The organism is Conexibacter sp. W3-3-2 (assembly GCF_009707605.1).
GTDB lineage: Bacteria > Actinomycetota > Thermoleophilia > Solirubrobacterales > Solirubrobacteraceae > Paraconexibacter > Paraconexibacter algicola.
The window spans coordinates 3,658,374-3,670,835 of the sequence record NZ_WLYW01000001.1 but is presented as its reverse complement, the minus strand read 5'-3'; the positions used below and the strand labels follow the sequence as shown (position 1 = coordinate 3,670,835).

General features: G+C 76.0%; 14 protein-coding genes. 3 read left to right on the top strand and 11 right to left on the bottom strand.

Annotated features, from left to right (window positions below; genetic code table 11):
* Positions 1 to 8 precede the first annotated feature (8 nt).
* Genes GKE82_RS17730 through GKE82_RS17715 form a run of 4 tightly spaced genes read right to left on the bottom strand, consistent with a single transcriptional unit; the run spans position 9 to position 3,574 of the window.
* The gene (locus GKE82_RS17730; protein ID WP_154734207.1) at positions 9 to 449 is read right to left on the bottom strand and encodes an SRPBCC family protein; all 441 of its coding nucleotides are present in this window, start codon (positions 447 to 449) and stop codon (positions 9 to 11) included.
* Between the two features lie 11 nt (positions 450 to 460).
* Positions 461 to 1,114 carry a hypothetical protein gene (locus GKE82_RS17725; protein ID WP_107568387.1) on the bottom strand — a complete coding sequence of 218 codons (654 nt, stop codon included), beginning with the start codon at positions 1,112 to 1,114 and terminating at the stop codon, positions 461 to 463.
* The gene (locus GKE82_RS17720) at positions 1,114 to 2,547 is read right to left on the bottom strand and encodes an MFS transporter (protein WP_154734206.1); all 1,434 of its coding nucleotides are present in this window, start codon (positions 2,545 to 2,547) and stop codon (positions 1,114 to 1,116) included. The genes GKE82_RS17725 and GKE82_RS17720 overlap by 1 nt, the downstream gene beginning before the upstream one ends.
* Positions 2,548 to 2,584: 37 nt before the next feature.
* On the bottom strand, positions 2,585 to 3,574 hold the full coding sequence (locus GKE82_RS17715) for a YafY family protein (RefSeq protein ID WP_154734205.1): 990 nt from the start codon (positions 3,572 to 3,574) through the stop codon (positions 2,585 to 2,587).
* A 62-nt stretch (positions 3,575 to 3,636) separates the two neighbouring features.
* On the opposite strand from GKE82_RS17715, the gene GKE82_RS17710 reads away from it, so the two are divergent.
* Both GKE82_RS17710 and GKE82_RS28900 read left to right on the top strand, forming a co-directional pair.
* Entirely contained in the window at positions 3,637 to 4,038 is a 402-nt protein-coding gene (locus GKE82_RS17710) for a RidA family protein (RefSeq protein WP_154734204.1), read from the top strand.
* A gap of 65 nt (positions 4,039 to 4,103) precedes the next feature.
* A complete protein-coding gene (locus GKE82_RS28900) occupies positions 4,104 to 6,164 on the top strand; it encodes an ABC transporter substrate-binding protein (protein ID WP_230316211.1) in 2,061 nt (686 codons plus the stop codon).
* A 12-nt stretch (positions 6,165 to 6,176) separates the two neighbouring features.
* Here GKE82_RS28900 and GKE82_RS17695 read toward each other — a convergent pair whose 3' ends face one another.
* Positions 6,177 to 7,232, bottom strand: a complete 1,056-nt coding sequence (locus GKE82_RS17695; protein ID WP_154734202.1) for a DNA polymerase domain-containing protein — start codon at positions 7,230 to 7,232, stop codon at positions 6,177 to 6,179.
* Here GKE82_RS17695 and GKE82_RS31575 point away from each other — a divergent pair.
* Entirely contained in the window at positions 7,149 to 7,448 is a 300-nt protein-coding gene (locus tag GKE82_RS31575) for a hypothetical protein (RefSeq protein ID WP_375337007.1), read from the top strand. The genes GKE82_RS17695 and GKE82_RS31575 overlap by 84 nt on opposite strands.
* 16 nt (positions 7,449 to 7,464) lie before the next feature.
* On the opposite strand, the gene GKE82_RS17690 is transcribed toward GKE82_RS31575, so the two are convergent.
* Genes GKE82_RS17690 through GKE82_RS17665 form a run of 6 tightly spaced genes read right to left on the bottom strand, consistent with a single transcriptional unit; the run spans position 7,465 to position 12,408 of the window.
* Positions 7,465 to 8,415 carry a VWA domain-containing protein gene (locus GKE82_RS17690; protein WP_107568376.1) on the bottom strand — a complete coding sequence of 317 codons (951 nt, stop codon included), beginning with the start codon at positions 8,413 to 8,415 and terminating at the stop codon, positions 7,465 to 7,467.
* A complete protein-coding gene (locus GKE82_RS17685) occupies positions 8,412 to 9,350 on the bottom strand; it encodes a DUF58 domain-containing protein (RefSeq protein WP_107568375.1) in 939 nt (312 codons plus the stop codon). Before GKE82_RS17685 ends, GKE82_RS17690 begins: the two co-directional genes overlap by 4 nt.
* Positions 9,351 to 9,354: 4 nt before the next feature.
* Complete coding sequence (locus GKE82_RS17680; protein ID WP_154734201.1) at positions 9,355 to 10,395, bottom strand: MoxR family ATPase; 1,041 nt, start codon at positions 10,393 to 10,395, stop codon at positions 9,355 to 9,357.
* Between the two features lie 25 nt (positions 10,396 to 10,420).
* Positions 10,421 to 11,521: a HAMP domain-containing sensor histidine kinase gene (locus tag GKE82_RS17675; RefSeq protein ID WP_154734200.1), complete on the bottom strand. Its 1,101-nt coding sequence runs from the start codon at positions 11,519 to 11,521 to the stop codon at positions 10,421 to 10,423.
* Positions 11,521 to 12,174: a response regulator transcription factor gene (locus tag GKE82_RS17670; RefSeq protein WP_107568372.1), complete on the bottom strand. Its 654-nt coding sequence runs from the start codon at positions 12,172 to 12,174 to the stop codon at positions 11,521 to 11,523. The genes GKE82_RS17675 and GKE82_RS17670 overlap by 1 nt, the downstream gene beginning before the upstream one ends.
* The gene (locus GKE82_RS17665) at positions 12,175 to 12,408 is read right to left on the bottom strand and encodes a hypothetical protein (RefSeq protein ID WP_146175302.1); all 234 of its coding nucleotides are present in this window, start codon (positions 12,406 to 12,408) and stop codon (positions 12,175 to 12,177) included.
* Positions 12,409 to 12,462 lie beyond the last annotated feature (54 nt).

Here is a 12,462-nt window from a genome sequence, read left to right as displayed (position 1 = left end):
CGCGGCCGTTACTCCGCGAGCAGCCGCTGCAGCGCGTCGGTCGTGCGGTCGACGCGGACCATCAGCCACGGCTTGATCTGGCCCTCGAACGGGCGCAGCGCGAGGCCGCCGATCTTCGCGGTGAACGACAGCGTGCTGCCGCCGCCCGCGCGCGGGGCGATGCGGAAGTCGACCTCCATGTTCGACCGGCTCGGGCCCTTGCCCTCGAGCCGGAAGCGGCGCGGCGGGTCGGACTCCGCGACCTTCCAGGTGACGTCCCCGCTCACGCCCATCACGCGGATGCGGTGCTTGAAGGTCGTGCCCTTGCCGGCCGGACCCGTGGGCTCGTCGCCCGACCAGCCCTTGTGGAGCGCGAACCACTCGGGCCACCGGGGCAGGTCGGCGACGAGGGCGGCCGCCTCCTGCGGCGTCGCGTCGACGTCGATGTCCTGGCTGATCTCGATGCTCACGACGGCGGACGCTATCCGAGCCCGAGCAGCGAGCGCAGCGGTCCCGGCAGCTTGCCGATGAGCCGCTCGCGCGCCTCGGCGCGGGCGGCGCGCTCGATCCCGTCGCGCAGCCGCCGCTCGAGCGCGTCGGGCTCGTCGATCTCGCGGATCACCGCGAGGACGTCGAGGTCGTCCAGGGCGCGACGCAGCACGGCGCCGGTCGGGAGCAGGTCGTCGACGACGCCGTCGGGGATGCGCCGGACCGCCTCCTCGGCGAGGCCCGGCAGGCCGAGCTGGTCGCTGTAGGCGTCGCGCAGCGCCGACGCGCGCGGGAGCCGGTCGCCGCGCTCCAGCCGGTCGAGGGTGCGGGCCAGGCCGCCCTTCAGCGCGCGGGCGAGCGTCGCGTCGTCGGCGATCGCGCGCCGGTCGCGGGCGACCGGGAGGGCGAGGACGAGCCGCTCGCGGGGGACGCGCAACGTGCACGCGGCGCGCGCCACCCCGAGCACGACGAGCTCCTCGACCAGCGGCTCGAGGTCGTCGACCTGGGCGGCCGGCCGCAGCGGCCGCTCGACGCACGGGTCCGCCGGGCTGCGCGGCACGAAGTCGTCCCCGCCGGAGGCGAGGTGGACGGCGATCAGTCCGACCGACGCGGCGAGCGCGAGCAGCGGCAGCAGCAGCGCGCGCATCACGATCCCGCCGGACGACCGGGGCCGGGCGCGCCACCGCCGAGCAGCAGGGCGGGCAGGACGGCGAGCAGCGCCAGACCGCCCGCGAGCAGGAACGCGTCGCGGAACGCCCGGGTCGCGGCCCGCTCGAGCTGGTCGTCGAGAGCGCGCTCGAGCACCTCGGCGCGGGCCCGCTGCGCGGGCGGCAGCCGCAGCGCCGCGAACGCCGGCCGCAGGTCGGGCACGCGACCGCCCTCGGCCTGCAGCTGCCGGCCGAGGCCGTCGGCGAGGTCGAGCTTCGTCGTCGCCGGGAGCGGCGCGTCGATGACGAGCGCGGCGATCGCCTCCTGCGCCGGGCGCTGCGCGTCCCGCAGGTCGGCGGTGAAGATCGGGGTGAGCAGCGCGAGCCCGGCGACGACCCCCGCGTGCCGGGCGGCGATCGTCCAGCCGCCGTGCAGCGCGCGCGGCACCCGGTCGGCGAGCGCGACGGCGGTGAGCGAGTCGATCGTCAGGCCGAGCCCGAGCCCGACGAGCGCCTGCGGCGCGAGGGTCCAGCGCGGGTCGGCGTCCGGCAGCAGCCCCAGGGACACGAGGCCGCCCGCCATCAGGATCGCCCCGGCCACGGCCTCCGCCCGCGTGCCGGCGCGCGCCAGCCGCGCGAGCGCGCCGGCGGCGATCGCCGCGACGGGGATGACCGTGACGGTGACGGCGGCCAGGGCCGGGGAGCGCCGCCAGCCCTCCACGAGCAGCAGCACGAGCAGGAACAGCGCCGCGGTCAGGGCGGCGCTGAGCAGCGCGAGCGCGAGGTTCGCGGCGACGTGCGGCCGGTCCGGCGGCGCGTCCGCCGGGGCGGCGTGCGGCGCCGTCGCCCCGCGCAGGGCGAGCGTCGCCGGGACCGCGAGCAGCACGAGCGGCACCTGCGCGATGAAGATCGACTGCCAGGAGATCGCCTCGGTGAGCAGCCCGCCCGCGACCGGCCCGATCGCGGCGCCCGCGACGCCGGCCGCCGCCCAGCGGGCCGCGCCGCGCCGCTCGTCCCCGGTCGCGGCGACGAGCAGCTCCAGGCACGCGGCGATGACCAGCGCGCCGCCGAGCGCCTGCACGATCCGGGCGCCGATCAGCACGCCAAGCGTGCCCGCCAGCGCGCAGCCCGCCGAGGCGGCCGCGAAGAGGACGAGCCCGACCGTCCCCGCGACAGGGGCGCCGCTCGGGCGCACGCACAGACGGGCGGCGGGCACGGCGGCGAGCGCGAGGACGAGGTTGTAGCCGGTGAGGACCCAGGCGACCTCCGCCACCTCCGCGCCGAGCTCGCGCAGGATCTCGGGCAGCGCGAGCGTGACGATCGCGCTGTCGGCGAGCACGATCCCGACGGCGAGCGCGAGCACGGCGACCGCACCGCGGGGCGCGGCGGGGGCGGCCCGCGCCGCGGGAGCCTGCGGGGGGTCGGACCGCATCCCGGCAGTGTGCCGGGTCGTGGCCGCGGGCGGCGGCTCAGTCGGGCCGCGGTCGCGCGTAGGCGGCGGCGAACGCGGCGGCCCGCTCGCGCAGCGCGTCGCGGAGGGCGTCGGGTGTGAGCGCCACGGCGTCGGTGCCGAGCTGCCAGAGCGCCCACTCGGCGTGGCGGAGGTCCTGGAAGGTGACCTCCAGCAGCTGCCGCTCGGGGTCCTGCGGCGGGCTCGGCTCCTCGTGCAGCACCGCGAGCGCGGTGTCGAGCAGCTCCTCGCGCCGTCGCGGGTGCAGCAGCAGCCGGACGGCGAGCTGGCCGTCCCCGGCCCGGAAGCGGGCGCTGCGCTCGCGCCACTCGCGCTCGAGGTCGACGTCGGCGGGCCGGCGGGCGGGCTCGTCGAGGACCGTCGCCTCGCGGATGCGGGACAGCCGGTAGGTGCGGTCCTCGCCGTCGCGGAGCGCGAGCAGGTAGCCGAGGTCGCGGACGGTGACGAGCCCCACCGGGTCGACCGTCCGGCGGCGCGGCTCCCCGCCGGGCGCGGCGTGCAGGAGCGACAGCCGTCGCCCGTCGAGGACGGCGCGGCGGACGGCGGCGACCACGGCGTCGGGCAGGTCCTCGCGCGGCACGCGCCGGGAGAGGAGATCGACCTCGGGGTCCAGGAGCAGTCGGCGGCGCGCGCCCGCGGCGGCCTCGCGGCGGGGCGGCGGCAGCGCGTCCAGGACCTTCAGCATCGCCGACGCGAGCGCGGAGCCGAGCCCGAACGCGCCGGCCCCGTGCCGGGTCCCGGCGGCGAGCAGCGCGAGCGCCTCGTCCTGGGTCAGGCCGGTCAGCTCGGTGCGCAGGCCGGGGTCGATCGTGAAGCCGCCGTAGCGGCCGCGCTCGGCCTCGATCGTCACGCCGGCGACCGCGAGCGCCTCGACGTCGCGCAGCACGGTGCGCGGGGAGACCTCGAGCTCCTCGGCGAGCTGGGCGGCGGTCATCCGGCCGCGCTGGCGCAGCAGGAGCACGAGGGCGACCAGGCGGTCGGCGCGCATCAGCGCAAGTTTTCCGGATACACGACAGAGGGTGTCGTGATGCCCCTGTCAGCGTGGCGGCCATGACACCCACACGGACTCCGATCAACCCCTGGCCCTGGTCGCTGCCGCTCGGCTACACGCAGGGCGAGCTCGTCACCGGCGCCACCCGGACGCTGCACGTCAGCGGTCAGGCGGCGATGAGCGCGAGCGGCGAGCCGCAGCACGCCGGGGACCTGCAGGCGCAGCTCGCGCTCGCCCTGGACAACCTCGAGGCGGTGCTGGCCGAGGCGGGGATGGGCCTGGCGGACCTCGTGCGCCTGACGGTCTACGCGACCGACGTGGACCTGCTGTTCGGTCACTACGGCGTGCTCGCGGGTCGGCTGGGCGGGGCGGGCGCGCAGCCGGCCACGACCGTGCTCGGGGTGAAGAGGCTGGTCCTGCCGGACCTGCTCGTCGAGCTCGAGGCGACCGCGGTCGGCTGAGGACCGGTGGCGCCGGAGCGGGGGCCGGGACGCGGACTTTGTAAGGGCACCCTTACTATGTGCGGATGCGCCTTCGCCTCCCGATCCCCCTCCTGGCCGCCGCCGCGCTCGCCCTCGGCGCGTGCGGCTCGTCCGAGCCCGACCCCGAGCCCACCGCCGCCACCACGCCCGCCGCCGCCGACCGCGGCACGTTCCCCGCGACCGTCGAGCACCGCTACGGCACCACGACCGTGCCGCGACGCCCGCAGCGGATCGTGTCCGTCGGCTACACCGAGCAGGACACGCTCCTGGCCCTCGGCGAGGTCCCCGTCGCGACCACCGAGTGGTACGGCGAGCAGCCGTACGCCGTCTGGCCGTGGGCGCGGGACGAGCTCGGCGACGCCCGGCCCGAGGTCCTGAGCCTCGGCGACGGCTTCGAGCTCGAGAAGATCGCCGCGCTGCGCCCCGACCTGATCGTCGGGACGAACGCCGGGATGAAGCGGTCCGACTACGAGAAGCTCAGCCGGATCGCACCGACCGTCGCCGCGCCGAAGGGCAGCAGCGACGTCTTCTCCCCCTGGGACCAGCAGACCGTCACGATCGCCACCGCGCTCGGCCGCCCGGCCGCCGGCCGCGCCATCGTCGCCCGGATCCGCGGCGCGTTCGCCGCCGCCCGCCGCGCGCACCCCGAGTTCGCGGGCAGGACCGTCACCTTCACCCAGAACGCGTTCTACGACGGGCTCATCTACACCTACCCCGAAGGGCTGAACACGGAGTTCCTCACCGACCTCGGCTTCCGCATCGCGCCCGCGATCACGCGGCTGCGGGAGAAGGCCGGGGAGCAGGTGACGCTCTCCCCGAGCGGGTCGACCTGCTCGAGGCGGACGCCCTGCTGTTCGCGACCGAGAAGCCCTCCGACGTCGCCGCGCTCGACCGCGTCCCGACCTTCCGCGCGCTCGACGGCGTGCGCGAGAACCGCGCCGTCTTCACCGACGGCACGCTCGCCGGGGCGATCTACTTCACCAGCCCGCTCAGCCTCCCGTACGTGCTCGAGCGTCTCGTGCCGCAGCTCGGGCGCGCGCTGCAGGGCCGCGCCCCGCACCGCGTCGTCACCACCGGGGGGAGCCGCTGATGTCCCGCCTGCTCCCCGCCCTCGCCGCGATCGCGGCCACGCTGGCGCTGGCCGCCTGCGGCAGCTCCGACCCCACCGGGACCGACGCCGGGACGACGGCCTCCGGCGGCACGTTCCCCGCGACCGTCACGCACGCGTTCGGCTCCACCACCGTCGCGGCCGCGCCGCGACGGATCGTCGTGCTCGGCCCGACCGAGCAGGACACCGTGCTGGCCCTCGGCCTCACCCCCTGGCCACCTCGGAGTGGTACGGCGAGCAGCCCGACGCCGTGTGGCCGTGGGCGCAGGACGAGCTCGGGGACGCCACGCCGACCGTCCTGCCGACGACCGACGGCCTGGCGTTCGAGCGGATCGCCGCCCTGCGCCCCGACCTGATCCTCGCGACGAACGCGGGCCTCGCGCGCGCCGACTACGACAAGCTGCGCCGCATCGCCCCGACCGTCGCGCAGCCCCGCGGCGGCACGAGGTTCCTGTCCCCGTGGGACGTGCAGACCGAGCTGATCGCCGCCGCCCTCGGTCGCGCCCGACAGGGCCGCGAGCTCGTCGCCTCGATCGAGCGCGACTACGCCGCCGTCGCCCGCGAGCATCCCGAGTTCGCCGGGAAGACGATCACGTTCACGCAGAACGGCTTCTACCAGGGGCAGCTGTACGCCTACCCGGAGGGCCTGAACACGCAGCCGCTGTCGCTGCTGGGCTTCACCGTCAACCCGCGGCTGACGCCGCTGGCGGCCGAGCGCGGCGTCCAGGTCGGCGTCTCGGCGGAGCGGCTCGACGTGCTCGACGCCGACGTCCTCGTCGCCGCGACCGAGCGTGCCGCGGACGTCCGCAAGCTCCTGGAGGTGCCGACGTTCCGCGGCCTGCGCGCCGTCCGCGACCGGCACGCCGTGTACACCGACCGGATCCTCGCGGGCGCCCTGTACTACCCGACGCCGCTGAGCCTGCCGTACCTGCTGGAGCGGCTGGTGCCGCGGCTCGAGCGCGCGGTCGCCGGCACCGCCCCGCAGCGGATCGGCTGACCGGCGGGAGCGTCAGCCCTCGCGCCGGTCGGTGTCGCGCGAGGGCTGCACGCGCTTGGGCTCGCCCGGCATCTTCGGGTAGTCGGGCGGGTAGGGCATGTCGCCCTGCTCGTCCTGCGCGTACAGGTCCAGGAGCGGCTGCAGCGAGTGCTGCACGTCGTCGATCGCCGCGTGCAGGTCGCCGCGCTGCGCGAACCGGGCGGGCATCGTCGCGACCGTGAAGTCCGACGGCTGCACGGACGGGAGCTCGTCCCACTCGACCGGGGCGGACACGGGCGCGCCCGGCTTCGGGCGGATCGAGTACGCCGACGCGATCGTGCGGTCCCGCGCGTTCTGGTTGTAGTCCACGAAGATCCGCTCGCCGCGCTCCTCCTTCCACCACTTCGTCGTCACGTCACCGGGACGGCGCCGCTCGAGCTCGCGGCCGAACGCGATCGCTGCATGGCGGACGTCGGTGAACGTCCAGCGCGGCTCGATCCGCACGTAGATGTGGATGCCGCGCCCCCCGGAGGTCTTCGGGAACCCGACGTAGCCGAGCTCGTCCAGCAGCTCACGCGCGCTCGCCGCCATGCTGACCGCGTCGGCGAAGTCGGTGCCCGGCTGCGGGTCGAGGTCGATCCGCAGCTCGTCGGGATGGTCGACGTCGGCGCGGCGCACCGGCCACGGGTGGAAGGTGATCGTGCCCATCTGGGCGGCCCAGCCGACGACGGCGATCTCCGTCGGGCAGATCTCGTCCGCGGTGCGCCCCGACGGGAACGTGATGTGCGCCGTCTCGAGGTAGTCAGGAGCGCCCTTGGGCACGCGCTTCTGGTAGAAGGCGTCGCCCTTGAAGCCGTCCCGGGTGCTGATGCGCATGTCGTCGCGCACGCCCTTGGGCCACCGCTCGAGCGTGACGGGCCGCTCGCGCAGCGCGCGCATGATCCCGTCCTCCACCGACAGGTAGTACTCGACGATCTCGCGCTTGCTGATCTGCGGGGTGGCACCGTGGGAGGGGAAGATCACCCGGTCGGCGCTGGAGACCCGCAGCGCGCGACCGCCGGCGTCGAGCTCGATCGCGGGGGACGGCATGGGCGGACGCTATCGCCCCGGCAGCAGGGGCTGCTGCGCGAGCAGTGGACCGCCGAGGAGGTCGACCTGCGGCTCACGGCGGCGATGCGCCGCGCCTGCGACGAGGTCCGCGAGCGCGCCGCGCGCGCGGACCGGCCGCTGCGCGACGCCGCGTTCGACCTCGCGCTCGAGCGGCTGCTGGAGGCCGCCCGGCTGCGCGGGCGGCCGCTGCGCTGACCGGGCCGCGCCCGTCTCAGACCAGGCGGCTGCGCCAGCGCAGGCCGGTGCCGAGCCCGGCGAGCAGGAGCACGAGCGCCCCGCCCGCGAACGCGGTCGTGATCTCGCGGTCCTCCTTGCGGGTGCCGATCCGCGAGCCGAGCGTGCGGTAGACCGCGTCGAGCTCGCCGGCCTCGGCCGCCTCGAACGGCCGGCCACCCGACAGGCGCGCGATCTCGCGCAGCGTCTCGCGGTCCGGCGGCACCGCGAGGATCTCGCCGTTGGGGCCGATCACGTATCCGTCGTCGGTGCCCAGGGCGACCGTGTAGATCGGGATCCGCAGGCGCTTGGAGCGCTCGGCGGCGACGAGCGGGTCGACGCCCTCGGTCGTCTTGCCGTCGGACAGCAGGACGATCGCTGCGGGCGCGGTGCGGCCGTCGTCGGTCTTGCGGGCCTCGAGGCGGTCCAGGGCCGCGGTCAGCGCCTCGCCGGTCGCGGTGCCGCCGTTGGCCTCCACGCCGGAGATCGCGTCGCGCACCTCGTCGTGGTCGGTGGTCGGGTCGACGACGCTGACGACGCCGCTGGAGTAGCTCTCGAAGCCGACGAGCAGCCCGTCGGGCAGTTCCTCGACAAACGTCTTCGCCGCGTTCTTCGCCGCGGTGATGCGGTTCGGCGCGACGTCGTCGGCCTGCATCGAGCCGGACTGGTCGGTGACGAGCATGATCGCCGCCTGGTCGACGGGGACGTCGACGGTGCGGGTCGGCTTCGCGAACGCGGCGGTCAGGCCGACCGCGGCGAACGCCAGCAGCGTCGCGGGCAGGACGCGGCGCAGCGTGCCCGTGCGCGCCACGCCGGTCCGCGCGACCATGCCGGCCGCCGGGTGCCGGATCGCGATCCGACGGCGGCGCGCCTGCTCGCTGCGCCAGAACAGCAGCAGCAGCGGGATCGCCAGCAGCGCGAGCAGGTGGAGCGGTTCCTGGAAGCTCATCGCAGCGCCTTCACGAGGTCGCGGGCCCAGTCGCGGTCGGTGGACAGCTGCACGTGGCGGGCGGGCGCACGGCGCAGGGCGCGCGCGACCCGCGCGCGACGGGTCGACTCGACCTTCGCGTAGTGCTCGCGCAGCGCGGGCGAGGACGTGTCGAGCTCGACGAGCTCGCCGGTCTCGGGGTCGACGAGCTGCAGGTGCCCGACGTCCGGGATCGCGGCCTCGAGCGGGTCGGCGATCTCGATCGCGACGACCGTGTGCCGGGACGCGAGGCGGCGCAGCATGACCGTCCACTCCTCGCCCTCGGCGCGGAAGTCCGACACGACGACCACGACGCCGCGGGTGCGGGCGAGCCGCGCGACGCGCACGAGCGCCTCCGACAGCGGCCCGCCGGGCACGCCGTCGGGGCGGATGCCCTGCGCGACGAGGCGCTGCAGCCCGGCGAGCGCGCCACGGCCGCCGCGCGGGCGCAGCATCCGCGGGGTGTCCTCCCCGGCGGTGACGACCGCGACGCGGCCACCGCGCCGGATCGCGACGCGGCCGACGACCGCGGCGACGCCCTCGGCGATGTCGCTCTTGAGCCGGTCGCGGCTGCCGAACCCCATCGACGGGGAGACGTCGAGGACCAGCCAGGTGGTGATCGAGCGCTCCGGGACCTGCAGCCGGACGTGCGGCTCGCCGGTGCGGGCGGTGGCGGCCGGGTCGATCTGCCGCACGTCGTCGCCGGCCTCGTAGGGGCGCAGCCGGGCGAGCTCGGTGCCGGCGCCCGCCCCGATGCCGAGGTGGTCGCCGGGGAGCACGCCGCCGGCGCGCCGCAGCAGGCCGAGGTCGACGCGCGCGACCGCGTCGCTGGTGACCGTGCCCGGGCCCTGCCGTCCGGCGGGGACGACGAGCGACGGGCCGGCCGTCGTCTTCGGAGTTCGGGGCGGTCGGGCCATCCGGTCAGCCGGCCTGCGAGAGCGGCGCGCGCCCCTCGGGCGCGACGTGCAGGAGCAGGCGGTCGAGGAGCTCGTCGACGTCGACGCCGTCGGCGAGCGCGTCGTAGGTGAGCACGACGCGGTGGCGCAGCACGTCGCGGGCGAGGTCGTGGACGTCGGCGTTGGTGACGTGCGAGCGGCCGCGCAGCAGCGCGACGGCCTGGGCGGCCTGGACGAGCCCGATCGACGCGCGCGGGCTGGCGCCGAACTCGATCAGCGGCGCGAGGTCGTGCAGGCCGTGGCGGGCGGGGTCGCGGGTGGCGGCGACGATCTGCACCGCGTAGGTGGCGACCTGCCGGTCGACCTGCACGCCGCGGGCGGCCTGCCGGTAGCGCAGCAGGTCGGCGGGCTCGAGCACGCGCTGGGCCTGGAGGCCCTCGCCGGCCTGGCCGCGGGCGATCGCGACCTCGTCCTCCAGGTCGGGGTAGTCGACCTTGATCTTGAAGAGGAAGCGGTCGACCTGCGCCTCGGGCAGCTGGTAGGTGCCCTCGGACTCGATCGGGTTCTGGGTCGCGAGGACGATGAACGGGCTCGGCACCTGGTAGCTCTGGCCGCCGATCGTCACCTGCTTCTCCTGCATGACCTCCAGCAGCGCGGACTGGACCTTCGCGGGGGCGCGGTTGATCTCGTCGGCGAGGACGAGGTTGGCGACGACCGGGCCGAGCTCGGTGCGGAACTCGTGCGTGTCCGGCTGCCAGATGCGCGTGCCGACGAGGTCGGCGGGGACGAGGTCGGGCGTGAACTGGATGCGGTTGAAGCTGCCGCCGAGCGTGTCGGCGAGCGTCCGGACGGTGAGCGTCTTCGCGAGGCCGGGGACGCCCTCGAGCAGCACGTGGCCGCCGCTGAGCAGCGCGATGAGGACCCGCTCGAGCATCGCGTCCTGCCCGACGACGACGCGCTTGCACTCCCACAGCGCGCCCTGGAGCGCCTTGCGCGCCTGCCCGGCGACGTCGTCCTCGACGGCGGTCTCGGGGAGGAGGGGATCGTGGCCGTGCGGTTCGCTCATGTCCCACATGGTGCGGGACCGGGCGTCACGTCGGGGTAACGGCCGCCTCGTCGCGGCGTGCGGCCGGCCCGACCGCAGGGGCGGGGAGCGGGTCGGCGAGCAGCTCGACGCGCGCGACGAGCCCGCCGCCGGGCCGGGCGTGCAGGCGCAGCGTGCCGCCGTGGGCGCGGGCGACCTGGTGCACGATCGACAGCCCGAGGCCGGCGCCGCGGCCCTCGCGGCGGGTGCGGCCGCCGCGCTCGAACGGCTGGTGCAGGCGGTCGACGAGCTGCGGGTCCAGCTGCGGTCCACGGCTGCGGACCTCCACGACGGCCCGGTCGCCGTCCTCGCGGCGGACGTCGAGCTCCGGGTCCTCGCCGTGCACGATCGCGTTCTCGACGAGGTTGACGACCACGCGGGTGAGGAGGACGTCGTCGCCGCGGACGACGACGGGCTCGACGCGACCGGGGACCCGCTCGAGCCCGAGCTGGTCGAGCGCGCGGCCGGCGGCGTCGGCGAGGTCGACCGGCTCGCGGCGCGGGACGCCGTCGGTGGCGCCGGCGAGCACGAGCAGCCCGTCGATCAGGCGCTCGGCGCCCTCGCCGGTCTCGACGACGCTGCGCAGGACGGCGCGCAGCTCCTCGGCGGTCGCGTCGGGGTCGTCGAGCGCGACCTCGACCTCGGCGCGGATCGACGTGAGCGGGGTGCGCAGCTCGTGGCTGGCGTTGGCGACGAAGCGCCGCTGCGCGCCGACCGCGCCCTCGACGCGGTCGAGCATCCCGTCGAAGGTGACGGCGAGGTCGTGCAGCTCGTCCTGCGGCCCGTCGGGGAGCCGCACGCGCTCACGGAGGTCGTCGCCCTCGCCGACGCGCCGGGCGGTCGCGGCGATCCGCCGCACGGGGGCCAGCAGCCGGCCGGCACCGGCCCAGGCGAGCGCGAGCGCGAGCAGTCCGGCGCCGACGACGGCGAGCACGTACTGGCGGGCCAGCTCGGACGCCACGTCGGTCGCGTACTGGGCGGGGACGGTCCGCTCCAGGTGGCGGTCCATGAGGCCCCAGCTCAGGCCCAGGACACCGGCGTTGAGGACCACGACGAGCGCGACGCAGCCCAGCGTCAGCCGCACCCGGAGCGAGGACCAGCGCCGCATCAGAGGCGGTAGCCGGCGCCCGGGACGGTGTGGATGACGGCGGGCTCGCCGAGCTTGCGGCGGAGCTTCATGACGATCATGCGGACGGTGTTCGTGAACGGGTCGACGTTCGCGTCCCAGACGCGCTCGAGCAGCTCCTCGGGGCTGACGACGGCGCCGTCGGCCGCGAGCAGGGCCTGCAGGACACCGAACTCCTTGGCGCTGAGCTCGAGATCGCGGCCGGCGCGGGTGGCGGTGCGGCGGGCCGGGTCGAGCTCGATGTCCCCGTGCGCGAGCACGGTCGGGCGGGCGACGCCGCCGCGGCGGGCGAGCGCGTGGACGCGCGCGACGAGCTCGGCGAACCGGAACGGCTTGGCGAGGTAGTCGTCGGCGCCCATCGCCAGGCCCTGCACGAGGTCGTCGGTCGTGCGGGCGGCGGTGAGCATGAGGATCTTCGTCTCGGGCTGCTCGGCGCTGAGCGTGCGGCAGACCTGGTCGCCGTGGACCTCGGGGAGGTCGCGGTCGAGGATGACGACGTCGTACGGGTGGACGCGGGCGTGCTGGAGCGCGACGGCGCCGTCGGGCGCGACGTCGACGGCGGCGCCGTGGCGGCGCAGGCCCTTGGCGACCGCGGCGGCGACCTTGGGCTCGTCCTCGGCGAGGAGCAGGCGCATCTAGAGCTCCCGCGCGTTCTCGCTGCCGGGCAGCGACTCGCGGACCTCGCCGTCGGGCACCTGGTTCTGCGGCTCGGGGCAGGGCTTCACCTGCTCCTGCTGCTGCACGGGCTTCGTCACGGAGACGAGCTCGCTGTCGATCGAGCGCATGCCGTTGGCGGACGCGGCGAGGGCACCGGCGCCGAGCGTCACGGCGAGCGCGGTCACGGCACGGTGCACGAGAGCGGAGGGCATGACGTCCACTTCACCGCAGGGACCGTTCCCCAACCTTCAGGGAAGCTGAGAGTT